This window comes from Halalkalibacter urbisdiaboli (assembly GCF_002156385.1).
GTDB lineage: Bacteria > Bacillota > Bacilli > Bacillales > Bacillaceae_D > Halalkalibacter_A > Halalkalibacter_A urbisdiaboli.
Window position 1 is genome coordinate 226526 of the sequence record NZ_MVJM01000003.1, and the last position, 15220, is coordinate 241745.

Annotated in this window: 11 protein-coding genes and 1 pseudogene; all 12 read left to right on the forward strand. The window is 37.4% G+C overall.

The window, feature by feature from the left end; all coding sequences use genetic code 11:
• Positions 1-125: 125 nt before the first annotated feature.
• The 12 genes and pseudogenes from B1R93_RS15420 (at position 126) to B1R93_RS15475 (ending at position 15029) form a co-directional block, all read left to right on the forward strand.
• Positions 126-995 (forward strand): ABC transporter permease, encoded by an 870-nt coding sequence (locus tag B1R93_RS15420; RefSeq protein WP_088105648.1) that lies wholly within the window; start codon positions 126-128, stop codon positions 993-995.
• A gap of 10 nt (positions 996-1005) precedes the next feature.
• Positions 1006-1881, forward strand: a complete 876-nt coding sequence (locus tag B1R93_RS15425; RefSeq protein WP_088104861.1) for a carbohydrate ABC transporter permease — start codon at positions 1006-1008, stop codon at positions 1879-1881.
• Positions 1882-2452: 571 nt separating this feature from the next.
• Positions 2453-2671: pseudogene (locus B1R93_RS15430) on the forward strand (alanine dehydrogenase); the annotation flags it as partial.
• Between the two features lie 310 nt (positions 2672-2981).
• The gene (locus B1R93_RS15435; protein WP_088104863.1) at positions 2982-3671 is read left to right on the forward strand and encodes a GntR family transcriptional regulator; all 690 of its coding nucleotides are present in this window, start codon (positions 2982-2984) and stop codon (positions 3669-3671) included.
• Between the two features lie 139 nt (positions 3672-3810).
• Positions 3811-4821 (forward strand): ureidoglycolate dehydrogenase, encoded by a 1011-nt coding sequence (allD, locus tag B1R93_RS15440; RefSeq protein WP_088104864.1) that lies wholly within the window; start codon positions 3811-3813, stop codon positions 4819-4821.
• Between the two features lie 103 nt (positions 4822-4924).
• Positions 4925-5959: a TRAP transporter substrate-binding protein gene (locus tag B1R93_RS15445; RefSeq protein ID WP_088104865.1), complete on the forward strand. Its 1035-nt coding sequence runs from the start codon at positions 4925-4927 to the stop codon at positions 5957-5959.
• Positions 5960-6056: 97 nt separating this feature from the next.
• Entirely contained in the window at positions 6057-6530 is a 474-nt protein-coding gene (locus tag B1R93_RS15450) for a TRAP transporter small permease (protein ID WP_088104866.1), read from the forward strand.
• A 2-nt stretch (positions 6531-6532) separates the two neighbouring features.
• Positions 6533-7807, forward strand: a complete 1275-nt coding sequence (locus tag B1R93_RS15455; RefSeq protein WP_088104867.1) for a TRAP transporter large permease — start codon at positions 6533-6535, stop codon at positions 7805-7807.
• A gap of 23 nt (positions 7808-7830) precedes the next feature.
• A complete protein-coding gene (locus B1R93_RS15460; RefSeq protein ID WP_088104868.1) occupies positions 7831-8847 on the forward strand; it encodes a zinc-binding alcohol dehydrogenase family protein in 1017 nt (338 codons plus the stop codon).
• Positions 8848-8909: 62 nt separating this feature from the next.
• Positions 8910-9974 (forward strand): mannonate dehydratase, encoded by a 1065-nt coding sequence (gene uxuA, locus B1R93_RS15465; RefSeq protein WP_088104869.1) that lies wholly within the window; start codon positions 8910-8912, stop codon positions 9972-9974.
• A gap of 50 nt (positions 9975-10024) precedes the next feature.
• A complete protein-coding gene (locus B1R93_RS15470; protein ID WP_088104870.1) occupies positions 10025-10873 on the forward strand; it encodes an SDR family oxidoreductase in 849 nt (282 codons plus the stop codon).
• 400 nt (positions 10874-11273) lie between these two features.
• Positions 11274-15029, forward strand: coding sequence for an alpha-L-arabinofuranosidase C-terminal domain-containing protein (locus tag B1R93_RS15475; RefSeq protein ID WP_088104871.1), 3756 nt, complete (start codon positions 11274-11276; stop codon positions 15027-15029).
• The last annotated feature ends 191 nt before the right edge of the window (positions 15030-15220 follow it).

Sequence of the window (15220 nt, forward strand, 5' to 3'; positions counted from 1 at the left end):
GGAGTGGAAAATTGGCAAAGCTAGAAAGGAATCTCGATTATGATCCTGTAGAATCGCCTAAAGGGTTTCGCGGGAGAGCTCTCACATTTGGAGAAAATGTAGTAAAAGATTTTAAACGGAACAAAATGATCTATTTGATGGTTTCTCCTGTTGTCTTGTATTATATTATTTTTCAATATGGACCAATGTATGGATTGCAAATTGCCTTTAAAGATTACTCCCCTACACTAGGTTTTTTAGGAAGTCCGTGGGTGGGGTTTCAGCATTTTATCGATTTTTTTAACAGTTATTACTTTTGGAGATTATTAAGAAACACTCTTTTACTGAGCTTGTACAGTTTGATTTTTGCCTTCCCTGCAGGTATCATCCTTGCATTACTACTAAATGAAGTAAAGAGTAAGGTATTTAAACGAAGTGTACAAACGATCACGTATATGCCACATTTTGTGTCTCTTGTTGTTATTGTCGGTATCTTATATGACTTTACTGCTAGAGACGGAATGGTAAATCAAATTTTAGTATCTTTATTCGGAATTGAACCGATTGCATTCATGAGAGAGGCTGCATGGTTTAGAACGTTGTTTATTGGTTCAGATATATGGCAAAACGTTGGGTGGAGTTCCATAATCTTTTTGGCTGCGATGTCAAATATTGACCCATCACTATATGAAGCGGCTAAAATGGATGGCGCCGGTCGCTTTAAACAAATGTTCCATATTACGATACCTGGGATTATGCCGACAGTTGTCATTCTCTTAATTTTAATCATTGGGAAATTTATGACCGTTGGTGAAGAGAAAATACTATTAATGTATAATTCTCTAACGTATGAAACAGCTGATGTTATTGGAACATACGTTTATCGAAAAGGGATTCTCGAAGCAAACTATAGCTTTAGTGCTGCAGTTGGGCTTTTCAAGGCATTGATTGCATTTACGTTATTAGTTATTGCTAATGGCATTGCTAGAAAAGTAGGCGACACAAAATTATGGTAAGGAGGATAAAATGAAAAAGCCATTGAGTGAACGAATATTTGATATTCTTAATATAACGTTTTTAATAATTTTGTCTATTGTTTCAATCTATCCTTTGATTTATATCCTTTTTGCTTCAATAAGTGACCCCACATTCGTTGCACAAGCTAGGGGAATTCTGCTTGCCCCGAAGGATATAACACTTGAAGCATATCGACTTGTTTTTAATAATCCAATGATTGTTACATCCTATTTGAATACACTTTTTTATGTAATCGCTGGGACAACGATTAATATTCTATTAACATCGTTAGGGGCATATGCTCTTTCACGTAAAAAAGTGATGTGGAGTAACTTTATTATGCTTATGATTGTGTTTACGATGTTTTTTGAGGGTGGAGTCATTCCGTTGTATTTGTTGGTTAATGAACTAGGCCTCCTAAACACACGTTGGGCAATTATCTTACCAACAGCGATAAGTGCGTTTAACCTAATTATTATGCGTACCGCTTTTCAGGGGATTCCTGACAGTTTAGAAGAATCAGCTCGGATTGATGGTGCAAATGACTTCACTATCCTTTTTAGAATCATTATACCTCTATCATTACCGGTTATTGCCGTTATGGTTTTATTTTACGGAGTGTACCATTGGAATTCATGGTTTCATGCGATGATCTTTTTACAAGATCGAAGTCTATTTCCATTGCAAATTATTTTACGTGAAATATTAATAGCAAATGATACGAGTAATATGACGACTGGTATAAGCTCTGCTGATGTGTTACCAATAGGGGAAACTGTAAAGTATGCAGCCGTTATTGTAGCAACCTTACCAATTCTCTGTTTATATCCATTTCTGCAAAAGTACTTTGTGAAAGGTGTTATGATAGGGGGAGTAAAAGGGTAAGACTTATGCAGTTTTAATATTATTTTGTCGTTTAAACTACTCTTGGAAACAGTACTACAACTGGCTTTGTGAACTCTCTTCAGATTATTGAACCTAGGCTCTTGTATTAACGGAGTGCAGGTCATTGGTTCGAGTCCAGTACGGGTCATTCAAAGAAATAACTATTATAGCACGTGTTCTCATGAATTGAGACGCGTGTTTTTTTTTGTATTAGGGGTGCAGTATTTCGAATTTTTGGTAGTAGAAATAACTAGATGGAAGAACGTAGCTTCTAATAAAAGATTAATTAAGTTATGGAACAAGTCTCCAAGTTTTGGTCAGACAATTAACATAAAAAAGGGGATTTCCGTTTATTATCGGAAATCTCCTTTTTTAAATTTAGCAAAATTGTACTCTTTCTTAGGAAGGACCTCATAGTGTCATAAAATTCTCTGCATGCATTTAACGATGTGTCTAATGTAGTGTAACAACACAACCCTTATCCTTATTTTATAAACCTATCCGCAACAAAGATGGTCATGGAAGATTAAAAGATTTTAGACAAAAAATACTTTTTGGAAGGAAGATAAAGGTGATTATTGGCGTACCTCGTGAAGTTAAAAATAATGAAAATCGTGTAGCTCTAACACCAGCAGGAGTAATCTCTCTTTTAGAGGCTGGACATAATGTAATAGTTGAAATTGATGCTGGGATTGGTAGTAGTTTTACAAATGAAGATTATATTAGTGCTGGCGCAGAAATTATTGAAGCTGCCGAGGTTTGGTCTCAAGCGGAAATGATTACGAAAGTGCTAAGTCAAAATAAAAAATGGCTCGAGTTTTAATCATTTTTAAGAATGTACGTATGAAGTGATGTTAACGCAATTGTAATGCCTTATTCTTATTCAATTTGCAAAGTCTTAGCAGAAGTGAAACTGCTTAAGATGAACGCGCCTGCTAATACAACACTGAAAAATTAATTCCTTAGTAATTTGGATTTATTAATTAATCAAAATTTAAAATTTTTTCACTTCCTACATTGACAACGCTTTCATGATATACTAGTATACAAGTATGGAAGAGGGATTGTTTTTAATTTAAAGAACTGTGGGGGCACTAAATATGACTGTTATAGATTTTTCAAATAAACAAAATCTTTCTATGGGAACAAGAGTATATGAATTTTTGAGGTCTGAAATTGTAAGTTTGAAGCTGTCGCCAGGAAAATCAATTAGTGAAAATGAGATAGCTGAACGGTTGCAAGTTAGTAGAACACCGGTGAGAGAAGCTTTTTTAAGACTCTCTCAAGAAGATTTAGTAAATGTATTTCCTCAGAAAGGTTCTTTTGTATCCTTAATTGATTTAGAACATTTAGAGGAAGCAAGGTTTATGAGAGAACACTTAGAAGTTGCTACAACTAAATTAGCTTGTGAGTTATTTACAGAAAAGAATCTAATAGATATTACTGCCAATTTAGAGGCTCAGAAAATGGCTATTCAAACAAAAGATATTGAAGGATTCTATGAATTAGATGATAAGTTTCACTCAATTATTTTTTCGAGTTGTAAAAAGTCTAGAGTTTGGGAAGTTATACAGAACATGATGAGTATTAACTTTAATCGTATGCGGTATCTGAGTTTAACTGAAAAACTTAATACAGATATGATTATTTCGCAACATCAAGAAATAGTTGAATCGATTAAAGAGCAGAATCCCGTAAGAGCTGAGAAAGTGGTACGTGAACATTTAAATCTAGTAGTGATTGATCACCAGGCATTAAATAAGAAGTATCCTAATCATTTCAAAGGTTAAGCAAGATTGGATGATGGTTGTAAGTGAGAAAGGTGACTATGAGGGTCTCTTTCCTTAGAAGATTTACTGGTCAAATTAGAAGAGCAAGAGTTTATTGAGCAGTTAATTTAAACACTAGGGAACTTTGAAAGGAAATGTTATGAACAATATTAAAGTAGAAGCTCAAGAGTTAGAAAATTTAGTAGTAAAAAAATTAACAGAAGTGGGTTTAAATAAAGAACATGCCTGTATTGTATCAGAGGTGTTGGTTCACGCAGATTTAAGAGGAGTTAGCTCGCATGGGGTTTTGCGTACTGAACATTATGTAAAAAGACTGACTGAGGGTGGGCTTAATCCTAACCCGAAATTTTCCATAAAAGAAACAGGTCCTTGTTCTGCTGTTTTTAATGGTGATGACGGGATCGGGCATGCTGTTATGAAAGAGGCTATGGGGCATGCAATTAAAATGGCAGAGAAGAATGGGATTGGGATGATTACAGTGATGAATAGTAGTCATTGTGGAGCGTTATCGTATTTTGTTCAACAGGCAGCTGAGAAAAACATGATCGGTGTAGCGATGACGCATACGGATAAGGTTGTAGTTCCTTTTGGGGGGGCCAGCCCATTCCTTGGTACGAATCCTATCGCATATGGCTTCCCGGCAAAACAGAATAAACCAGTTATTTTGGATATGGCTACTAGCAATGTAGCTCTTGGGAAAATATTACATGCGAGAGAGAGCGGCTCATCCATTCCAGCAGAATGGGGAGTAGATGAAAACGGTAAGGGAACTACAGATCCAAATAACGTGGAAGCGCTCTCTCACTTTGCAGGGCCAAAAGGATACGGTTTAGCCTTGGTTGTTGAGATTTTTTCAGGACTTTTAGCTGGAGCTGCTTTTGGGCCACACATTACTAAGATGTATGGTGATTATCATAAGCCGCGTAAGTTAGGGCATTACCTATGTGTCATTAAGCCATCCGTTTTTATAGAGGAAAATCAATTCTTAGAAAACATGGATTCGATCATTAATGAACTTCATGAATCAGAACCGGCAGAAGGATTTGAAAAAGTAATGGTGCCAGGTGAGCCAGAACAGTTAAAAGAGGAATTGGCCAAAAAAGAGGGTGTGGCTGTTTCGAAGAACGTATATGAGTATCTAGTCTCATAAAAAAATAGAAATTCACTTAATTTCGTAAAGGGGGTGCATGTGGTTCTCGCTAGAATAATAATCTTCACTTATTTATTAAAAAACAAATAGGGGGAAATGAATTATGAAGAAAATGAAATTGTTATCTGTCTTTTTTGCAGGAATGTTTATTATGTCAGCATGTGGGTCTAATGGATCTTCCTCAGAATCACCTAAAGATAAATCTGAGGCACCGGCTAAAGAAGAAGCTGTTGAATCTATTACTTGGAAATTCGGACATTTAGCAAATGAAGATCATTTGTGGCATCAAACAGCAGTTAAGTTCAGTGAATTAGTAAGTGAGAAAACCAATGAGCAAATTAAAATAGAAATCTATCCTAATAACCAACTTGGTGGGGAAACAGATACAATTAATAGTATTAAAGCAGGAACTGCAGATCTTGTGATATCTGGAGAGACTATGGCCAACTGGGCACCGAAAGCTGCACTAATGGCGGTTCCATATGCTTTCAAAGATGAAGCGCATTTAGTGAGTGTCATTGAAGGGGAAATTGGCCAAGGGATTGAAGAGGAGATTATTGAAAAAGTCGGGTTAACACCACTTTATTATCACACTCGTGCACCACGAAATTTAACGTCTAATAAACCAATTTCAACTCCCGATGATTTAGATGGATTTAGAATGCGTGTTCCAAACGTTCCTTTATTTTTAAGTGTTTGGGAGGCGGCAGGAGCAAGACCTCAAGTAATGGACTTTAACGAAGTATTTACTGGGTTACAACAAGGCGTTATTGACGGACAAGAAAATCCACTTGATTTAATTCATAGTGCTGGATTTGCTGAAGTACAAGAGTATGTCAACGAAACAGAACACGTATATTCTTGGATTTACATTTTAGTAGGTAACGAGCAATTCGCAAAATTATCTGACGAATTACAGGAAGCAGTTATGGAAGCCGCTGCCGAAGCTCAAGTATATGGTAAAGAACTTTTTGATGAAGAATTTAGTAATTATAAAGATGCATTAATCGAAAAAGGGATGCTCTTTAATAGTGATGTTGATCAAGATGCATTCCGTGAAGCAATGCTTCCAGCAATTAAGGAAAGTTTATCTGAAGAGCAGTATACACTGTACGAGCAAATTCTTGAAGTAGAATAGTAATAATTGGTTACAAAAGCATACCACTTACTTGTAAAAGATCACGATGAATGAGTGAGTGGTATGTTTTTATTTTATTTATAAAGGGCTGAGAAAAGTGAGGAGTAAAAAACTATTAGAACGCACGTTGGAGACGGCAACAATAATTACCTTTACTGCGCTAATTATTGTTGTTGTTATCCAAATTATTTCTCGATACTTACCATATTCATTTGTATGGACCGAAGAATTATCTCGTTTTTTATTTCTGTTTTCAATATCCTTCGGTGCTCCATTGGCTTTAAAGGATAAGGAATTTATTAATGTAGACTTACTACTTAATTTTCTCCCAAGAAGAGTTAGAGAAATTTATGAAGGATTTGTCTATTTATCGATTGCTTTATTTTGTGCAGTTGTAACGTATTGGGGATTTAAGTTTATACTTATTGGTCGGGGGCAAACTTCTGCAACGATGGCAATTGATATGTCAATTATTCATGCCTGTATCTTTATTTCCATGTTATTTATTGGGATTTATGCTTTGCTTCATATGATTAATTATTTTAAAAGCCTCCAGAGGGGGAGTGAGTAGTAATGTTGGGGTTAATATTATTTGTTTCCTTTATTCTATTGATTTTCTTGGGTGTCCCAATTGCTTTTAGTTTAGGTATCTCTTCCATTATTTATTTATTAATAGCAGATATCTCTTTATCTATTATCCCACAACGAATGTTTGGTGGATTAAACTCTTTTGTTCTTTTATGTATTCCTGGATTTATCTTAGCGGGTAATCTAATGAATGCAGGTGGTATTACAGAAAGAATTATACGGTTTACAAATAATATTGTCGGTCACATTCGAGGTGGCTTAGGTTTAGCGAATGTAGGTTCATCGATGGGGTTTGCTGGCATTTCTGGTACAGCTTTAGCTGATACTGCTAGTATTGGTTCAGTCTTGATTCCTGCAATGAAAAAGCAAGGGTACGATGCGGATTTTTCGGCAGCTATTACTTCATCTTCTTCAACAATCGGTCCTATAATACCGCCTTCGTTACCACTAATAATTGTTGGTACATTGGCAAGTGTCTCAATCGGTGACTTATTTTTAGCTGGTGCGATACCAGGTATCATACTCGGTATTAGTTTAATGGTAGCTGTCTACGTTATTTCTGTAAAACGTAAGTATCCTAAAGGAAAAAGACAAAAATTATCTGTTGTAGGTAAATCATTTATTGATGCATTTTGGGCTTTAATGATGACAGTGGTCATTATGTATGGAATATTAGGAGGGTATTTCACGCCGACAGAAGCTTCTATCGTTGCCGTTGTTTATGCGTTAATAGTAGGTTTATTTGTATATAGGGATCTTAAAGTAAAGGCAATTCCTTCTATTTTATTAGCTTCAATGAAAAGTACAGCTTCTATCATGATACTAGTAGGGTTGGCGAATTTATTTGGTTGGATTTTAGTAAGCGAAAAAATTCCACAACTAGTTGCCAATACAATTCTAGCTATTTCGGAAAATAAAATAGTCGTAATTTTACTCATTATTTTGCTTTTGTTATTTATTGGAACATTTATGGAGACCATTGCAGCATTAGTCATTTTATTCCCGGTTTTACTACCAGTGGCTACATCTGTTGGTATGGATCCAGTTCATTTTGGTGTGTTAATGGTGCTGGGTTTAATTATTGGTCTTTCAACACCTCCGGTAGGGGTATGTTTATTCGTGGCATCTAGTATAGGGAAAGTATCTGTGGGTAAAACATCTATTGCGCTAATTCCGTTCTTGTGTGTCAGTATTTTTGTTCTATTATTAGTTGCTTTTATACCAGAGTTAACACTTTTCTTACCTAGTTTGTTTGATTAAATTTGTAGGAGTTGAATAGAAAAATGAAAGCTGTACAAGTAGCAGGAGCAAGGAAACTTGAAATTATTGAAAAAGAAAAGCCCGTTATTACTGAGCAAAACCAGGTCTTAATAAAGGTTAAGATGGTTGGTATTTGTGGATCAGATATGCATATTTACCATGGAACAAATCCACTAGCGACGTTACCTAGAATCATTGGACATGAGGTAACTGGAGAAGTGGAAGAAGTAGGGGCGGGCGTTACTAAGTTAGAAGTAGGTGATAAAGTTGTTATTGAACCGATTAAAACATGCGGTAAGTGTTATGCATGTCGAAATGGGAGACAAAATGTTTGTAACGAGATAGAAGTATTTGGAGTTCACCTCGAAGGAGGAATGCAGGAATACATTGTAATGCCAGATAACTTGGTTCATAAGGTTGACAGTCAGCTAGATTGGAAGGAGGCAGTATTAATTGAACCCTTCACAATTGGGGCACAAGCTAATTGGCGTGGAAATGTAAAAGAAGGAGATTCTGTGCTTATTATGGGTGCTGGTCCAATTGGACTCTGTTGTTTAAAAATCGCTAAAGCTAAAGGGGCAACTTGTTTCATCACTGATTTAAGCGAGGACCGATTAGAATTTGCAAAGTCATGGGGCGCTGATGTTACGATTAATGCTACTCGTGTGAATATAAAAGAGGAAGTACTAGAACTAACAAATGGTGAAGGCGCAAATGTTGTCATTGATGCAGTTTGTATTCCAAAAACGTTTGAAGATGCCGTAGACATTGTTTCTCCAGCTGGTTATGTGGTTGTGTTAGGTTTTGACCAAGCTCCTTCTAGTATCCCGCAACTACCTATTACAAAGAAAGAAGTAACGGTTGTAGGCTCTCGACTTCAAACAAATAAATTTCCTGAAGTGATCAAAATATTTAATGAAAAATCTTTAGGAATAGAAGACATGGTTACGCATGAGTTTCCAGTAGAAGAAATCCAACAAGCGATTTCTCTAATTGAGAATTCTCCAAATGAAATAAGGAAAGTGGTTATTACCTTTTAATTCAAGAAAGGTAATATGGTAAATATAGGATAATGTAAAAGAGCGAATATGGAGTGGTTAAAATGAAAATGGTTTTTAGATGGTTTGGGGAAGGTAATGATAATGTTCCATTAAAACATATTGTTCAAATCCCAGGGGTTGAGGGGGTTGTATGGGCACTCCATGATATTCCTGCTGGAGAAGAATGGCCAATGGACAAAATTATAGAGGTGAAAGAGCAAGCTGGGAAATATGGATTAAATATTGACGTTGTTGAAAGTGTGAATGTTCATGAAGATATTAAGTTAGGTCTCCCATCACGAGATAAATACATTGAAAACTATAAAAAAACGATAGAAAAGTTAGCAAAGGTTGGAGTTAAGGTTATTTGTTATAATTTTATGCCTGTGTTTGATTGGTTACGTACAGATTTATATAAAGAATTGGAAGATGGTTCGACAGCACTTTTTTATGAAGGATCCAAAATTGAGAATATTGATCCAAGGGAATTAGTAAAAAAGATTAGTGAGAATTCAGACTTAACGATGCCAGGTTGGGAGCCTGAGAGACTTGAGCATCTTTCTATATTATTTGAAGCGTACAAGGATGTAACAACAGAAGATCTATGGGATAATCTCAAATATTTTCTCGAAGAAATTATTCCAGTTGCCGAAAAACATGATATAAAAATGGGGATTCATCCAGATGACCCTCCATTTTCAATTTTTGGTTTGCCGCGAATCGTTACAAATAAGGAAAATCTAAAGAGAATCCTAAGTCTTGTAGATAGTCCTTATAATGGGTTAACACTTTGTAGTGGTTCATTAGGAGCAAATCCTACTAACCATGTTGGCGAAATGGTACGTGAATTCTCAGATCGAATTGCATTTGCACACATTCGAAATGTAAGAATTTATGAGAATGGAGATTTTATTGAAACATCTCACAGAACAGAAGATGGTTCAGTTGATATATACGATATTGTAAAGGCTTATCATGAAACTAGTTTTACAGGATACGCAAGGCCAGACCATGGAAGGCATATTTGGGATGAGAATTGCCGCCCTGGATACGGTTTATACGACCGAGCGCTAGGTATTATGTACTTATGGGGAATCTGGGATTCGCTTGAAAGGCAAAGTAAATAATAAATTTAACTTTTATGCGTCGGTTAGATGTAATTAAGGGGAGGTAATCCATGTTAACGATAAATGAAAATTTAAAAGGAAAAGTGGCAGTAATTACTGGTGGCAGTGGCGTACTTTGTAGCGCAATGGCTAAAGAGTTAGCGCGACAAGGTGTGAAGGTAGCCATTCTTAATAGAACTGAAGAAAAAGGAAAAGAAATTGAAAGAAGTATTAAAGATGCTGGTGGAGAGGCGCTAGCTATTGCATGTGACGTATTAGATGTAGCGAGTATAAAAAGAGCAGAACAAATCGTTACAGAAGCATTTGGCGTTTGTGACATATTAATTAATGGTGCAGGTGGAAATCATCCAAAAGGAATAACCACGAATGAAATCTTTAATAAAGAAGATTTAGAGGATAACAATGTTTCTACCTTTTTTGATTTAACGAGTGAAGGATTTGGTCATGTTTTTAATTTAAATATCTTAGGTACAGTTAATCCTACACAAATCTTCTTGAGAAAGATGATCGAAAAAAATGAAGCAGTAATTATTAATATTTCATCAATGGCTGCTCCATCACCGATGACAAAAGTTCCGGCCTATAGTGCAGCGAAAGCGGGAATAGATAATTTTACTCAGTGGCTAGCAGTTCACATGGCTCAATCTGGTATTCGGGTTAATGCAATTGCCCCGGGTTTCTTCTTAACTGAGCAAAATAGAAATCTATTAACAAATGAAGATGGTTCTCTCACAGAAAGAGCAGAAAAAATTATTACACATACACCAATGAGAAGATTTGGTGTGCCTGAAGATTTACTTGGAACACTTTTATGGCTTGTTGATCACAATATGTCTGGTTTTGTAACTGGAGTCACAATTCCTGTTGATGGTGGTTTTATGGCATATCCAGGAGTGTAATTTCGGTAATCCTCGTAACTTAATAAGTCCATTAGGGTTACAAGATATATGGGAAATTAGACCATGGAATGGCGTATGTCCGTTCTATGGTCTTTTTATTGATGGTCGCTTCTTGATACTTTAATGCGCTTTCTAAGACGTGTGAAACTATGTCCATGGTCGTTCCGATTTTTAAATCCCAAAAATGAGCTTTAAGTGTTTGCCTTTAAAGATCTTGATCGTTCTGAATGAAGGTTTTTTATACAATTTTGAAAAACTAGGGGAAATCTGTTGGGAATTTTGGTAGTTAGCTATTATAATAGTGATAAGTGCATATTCGCATTTATGTTATTTGTTTAACAAATTAATTAACATTAACCGAAAAAGTCTTTACACTATTACTCGGCAAAGGAGAGCAGTCATGAAACAAAACAAGGGAACTATTTCATTTAAGGACCGCATCATTGCCCATTATTATTTTGATGATCCTGACAATGTCGGAAAAGACAGTTCAGGAGGAGGCAATGATGCAACACCAGAGGGGATAATAAAACCTTTAGTAGAAACAGTAGGCGGCAGACCAGCTGTTACGCTGGCCGGCGGGAAAAATGGAACTTCTTATCTGAAGCTGCCTTCCGGTTTTCTTACGGATATCAACGATCTTACCGGAATTACCGTTAGTACGTGGGTTTACTTAAGAAAAGGCACGAATGTATGGGAGAGAATTTTCGATTTTGGGAAAGATTCTACAGGACCATACCTTTTCTTGTCTCGAAATTTACGAGGTGTTTGTTTTTCAGAAGCAGATCTCGTTGCCGATGCCGGAAGAACCTATTCTTCGGGAGAATGGATCCATGTTGCTATGTCAGTTAGAGGAACGGAAGGCGGGACGTTAAGTAGTGCGGGGCCTGTTATTTACGTAAACGGTGAAGTTGTGGCAGATGGTTCTATTAGCCAGACTTCGAGTGGTACTTATAAGAGACTGCGTAGTTGGTTTGAAACGTTCTCGGATCCAGCAACTTACAGCAATAATTTTATCGGAAAATCCCAACATGCGGTGGATGACGATTTTAACGGTTCGCTATCCGATTTCCGTGTTTATCAAGCAGGGTTAACGCAAGATGAAGTTATCGAAGTGATGTGCGAATCTCTTACAGATGGAGAAATCGTTCAACTTGCTAAAGATAAATATTTATCGTTTCCAATCACTATTGTATCGAAGGATCTTACGTTGCCTTCTTCACTCATGGGAGGAAAGGTCAAAGTATCTTGGAAATCCAGTGATTCCGAAGCGTTATCGCATGACGGAATTATTGGGAAAATTGACGTGCCAAAAGGTGTTACCTTGACTGCTGTCTTAAGCAAAGGGAATGACACGAGCGAAAAAGAATTTACCGTGTCGGTCCTTCCTTCAGGGGTCCCTTCTCATCTATTAACGATTGATGGAAGCGAAGAAGTTTTAGATATTAGTGACATATTATATGGATTATTTTATGAAGATATCAATAACGCAGCGGACGGTGGTATTTATGCGGAGCTTGTTCAAAACCGTTCCTTCGAGTCCTTCGCATTCGATACGTATTCTCACGCTTCAGGCGAGTGCGGGTGCTCTACAGGTAGAAACCATCAACCACTGCATGCTTGGTTTGGAGATGTAGAGCAAGTAATCGTCAAGAGTACGGGCGGATTGAACGAGTTTTTTGGAGTTGACGATAAAGAGGTTAATTCTCATTATATAACCGCACCGAACGGCAGCACGATTATAAACAAAGGGTTTACCGATTCTAATCATCATTGTGCTATGTTTATTAAACAAGGTGATCGATACGATTTTACGGTATGGGCTAAAGCGGAATCCACGGGAAGCATCACATTGCAGCTGCAAGATCAGGACGGTGAGTCGATTAGTGATGTCGTTACGGTACAGGTAGAAGGCGGTAACACGTGGAAAAAGTACGGTATAGATTCAAAGATTGTCTTAACTGGTTCGAAAACCGTGCTTGGTCAGCTTGCTTTAACGTTCGACGGTGAGATATCGATCGACATGGTTTCGTTGATGCCGCAAGATGTATGGGGTGCCACTGAGGAAGAGCGTTCAGAAACGGCTCATTCAAATTACAAAGGAAATCCGAACTATCGTTTAAGAAAAGACTTAGTGAATGCACTTGTTGACTTGCATCCGACATTCCTGCGTTTCCCTGGCGGATGTATTTCAGAAGGTTCCTATATTTGGGAGAACGTCTATGAGTGGAAAGACTCTGTTGGCGACATTGAGCTACGTAAAGAAAACTTTAATGTCTGGGGTTACATGATGACGATGGGGTTAGGTTACATGGAATATTTCCAATTAGCCGAAGACTTGAATGCAACTCCACTTCCTGTTATGGCTTGTGGTGTACTCTGCCAGGCTCGTTCCGATTATGTCCATCCGGCAGGCGGGGAGCTTAGAGATTATTTTGTGAAGAGCTTTACGGATTTAATTGATTTTGCGATTAGCACTGATTTTGAGAATAACGAGTGGGCTGCCCTGCGTAAACATATGGGGCATGAAGCACCATTCGATTTACGTTATTTAGGAGTCGGAAATGAAAACTGGGGCACCGAGTTTTTTGCAAACTTCGAATACTTTAAAGCTGCGATTGATGACTACATGGACGTTCATTATCCAGATCATGAATTGATCATCCTTTCTACTGTCGGTGCACAGGCTGATGACGACGCTTATCAGGAAGGTTGGAAGTTCCTAAGCGGTAATCTAGAAGGAAGCGCAACTGTAAACTTTACGGATGGCAAAACGGTTACGGAAGAAACGGTTACTTGGTATGAAAAACAACCGAACTACATGGATACGATTGCGGATGAGCATTATTACCGCTCCAACGAGTATTTGTTAAACAATGCTGACAGATACAACTATTATTACAGAGCCTATGAGTCGGATGGTAGCTTGAATGAACGTGAAACATCAAAGGTTTTCGTTGGTGAATTTGCCTCCACGGATAAGAATACATTGGCCGGTGCTATTGCAGAAGCAGCTGTGATGACCGGTTTTGAAAATAATTCTGATGTGGTGAGATTAGCTGCATATGCGCCGTTATTTAACAAGGTATTAACTGATGGAACGTATCGCTGGACGCCGGATTTGATTTGGTTTGATGATGAAACTGTTTGGTACACGCCAAACTACTATGTACAGCATCTTTTTGCGAAATACCTTGGCACGACATTGTTAGGTACTTCTTTCTCGGCTTACCGAAATGGAAAACTATCAGAGCTCACTCCACGTGGTGGAATTGAAATTGCGGCGGGAAATGCTGAAATCCATGTGAAGTATGTGAAAGTCATCGATAATATCAACGGTACGGTGCTATTTGAGCAAGATTTTACGAAGGAATTGAATCCTGAGTGGGGAGTGATTCCAGGTTCGGCTGGATATACGTTGGATCCACAAAAAGGTCTGATTTTACAGGCGCAAAACGGAGGATTAAACGGTTTATATATCATAAATGAGAGCTGGACTAACTATAAGGTTGAGGTGAATGCAACAAAAGCATCTGGAGACGACGGTTTTTATGTAGGTGTCGGCTTGACGGATATTTCACCAGAGAAAAAGGATGTTCTTGAATACGCGATAGGATATAACGGAAATGCCACTGGGGTGAAAGTGTACAAGGAGGGCATTGAAGGTTATATGCTAGGTGATTATTCATCCAGTACGGCAGCCGGTAACTTACGATCAAGCTGCTATGAAGAGCTGGCAGATCATACTCCATATACCATTTCAGTTAATTATGGCGGAGGTACGGGGGAGCGTCTCATCTGCTCTTACACGGATGGTCATTTTACAAGTAAGGTGTTGGATTACAAGTTAGAAGCTTATAACCGTGAGATTTTCAACTCGGTCACGAAAGATGATCATCACGTCTATATAAAGCTTGTCAATGCAGATCCATTCGAGAAAACAACGAAAATTTCGTTGAAGGAGCTTAACGTAGCAGCAGAGGGTCGAATGATTACAGTGACCGGGGATTCATCCCTTGTCCATACACCAAATGTTAACAAAAAGAACGCGGAACTGGTCGTACCTTCCGAAACGAAAATCAAGGTTGATGACAATTGCGCTGTCGTCACTTTATCCGCAGATTCAGTGAATATCATTATTTTAGATGTAAAATAAAAAGGTAAAAGGGACATGTTTGTGAAAACAAGCATGTCCTTATTTGTGCTCCCGAGATGTATTATATAAATTAGAAACTTAAAACTGAAAATAAGGGAGTGCAGGTGACCACCATACAGAATGATTTAATGAAAACAAGAGTATTTACAATTTAAAGTAGGTTGTTAGGTTTTTAATTTCTCGAAGAAAAA

What these genes read in the sequence shown, in the direction of transcription:
- B1R93_RS15475 (WP_088104871.1), top strand. Translation starts at nt 11,274, where the DNA reads ATGAAACAAAACAAGGGAACTATTTCATTTAAGGACCGCATCATTGCC.
- B1R93_RS15460 (WP_088104868.1), top strand. Translation starts at nt 7,831, where the DNA reads ATGAAAGCTGTACAAGTAGCAGGAGCAAGGAAACTTGAAATTATTGAA.
- uxuA (WP_088104869.1), top strand. Translation starts at nt 8,910, where the DNA reads ATGAAAATGGTTTTTAGATGGTTTGGGGAAGGTAATGATAATGTTCCA.
- B1R93_RS15445 (WP_088104865.1), top strand. Translation starts at nt 4,925, where the DNA reads ATGAAGAAAATGAAATTGTTATCTGTCTTTTTTGCAGGAATGTTTATT.
- B1R93_RS15425 (WP_088104861.1), top strand. Translation starts at nt 1,006, where the DNA reads ATGAAAAAGCCATTGAGTGAACGAATATTTGATATTCTTAATATAACG.
- B1R93_RS15420 (WP_088105648.1), top strand. Translation starts at nt 126, where the DNA reads ATGATCTATTTGATGGTTTCTCCTGTTGTCTTGTATTATATTATTTTT.
- B1R93_RS15470 (WP_088104870.1), top strand. Translation starts at nt 10,025, where the DNA reads ATGTTAACGATAAATGAAAATTTAAAAGGAAAAGTGGCAGTAATTACT.
- allD (WP_088104864.1), top strand. Translation starts at nt 3,811, where the DNA reads ATGAACAATATTAAAGTAGAAGCTCAAGAGTTAGAAAATTTAGTAGTA.
- B1R93_RS15435 (WP_088104863.1), top strand. Translation starts at nt 2,982, where the DNA reads ATGACTGTTATAGATTTTTCAAATAAACAAAATCTTTCTATGGGAACA.
- B1R93_RS15455 (WP_088104867.1), top strand. Translation starts at nt 6,533, where the DNA reads ATGTTGGGGTTAATATTATTTGTTTCCTTTATTCTATTGATTTTCTTG.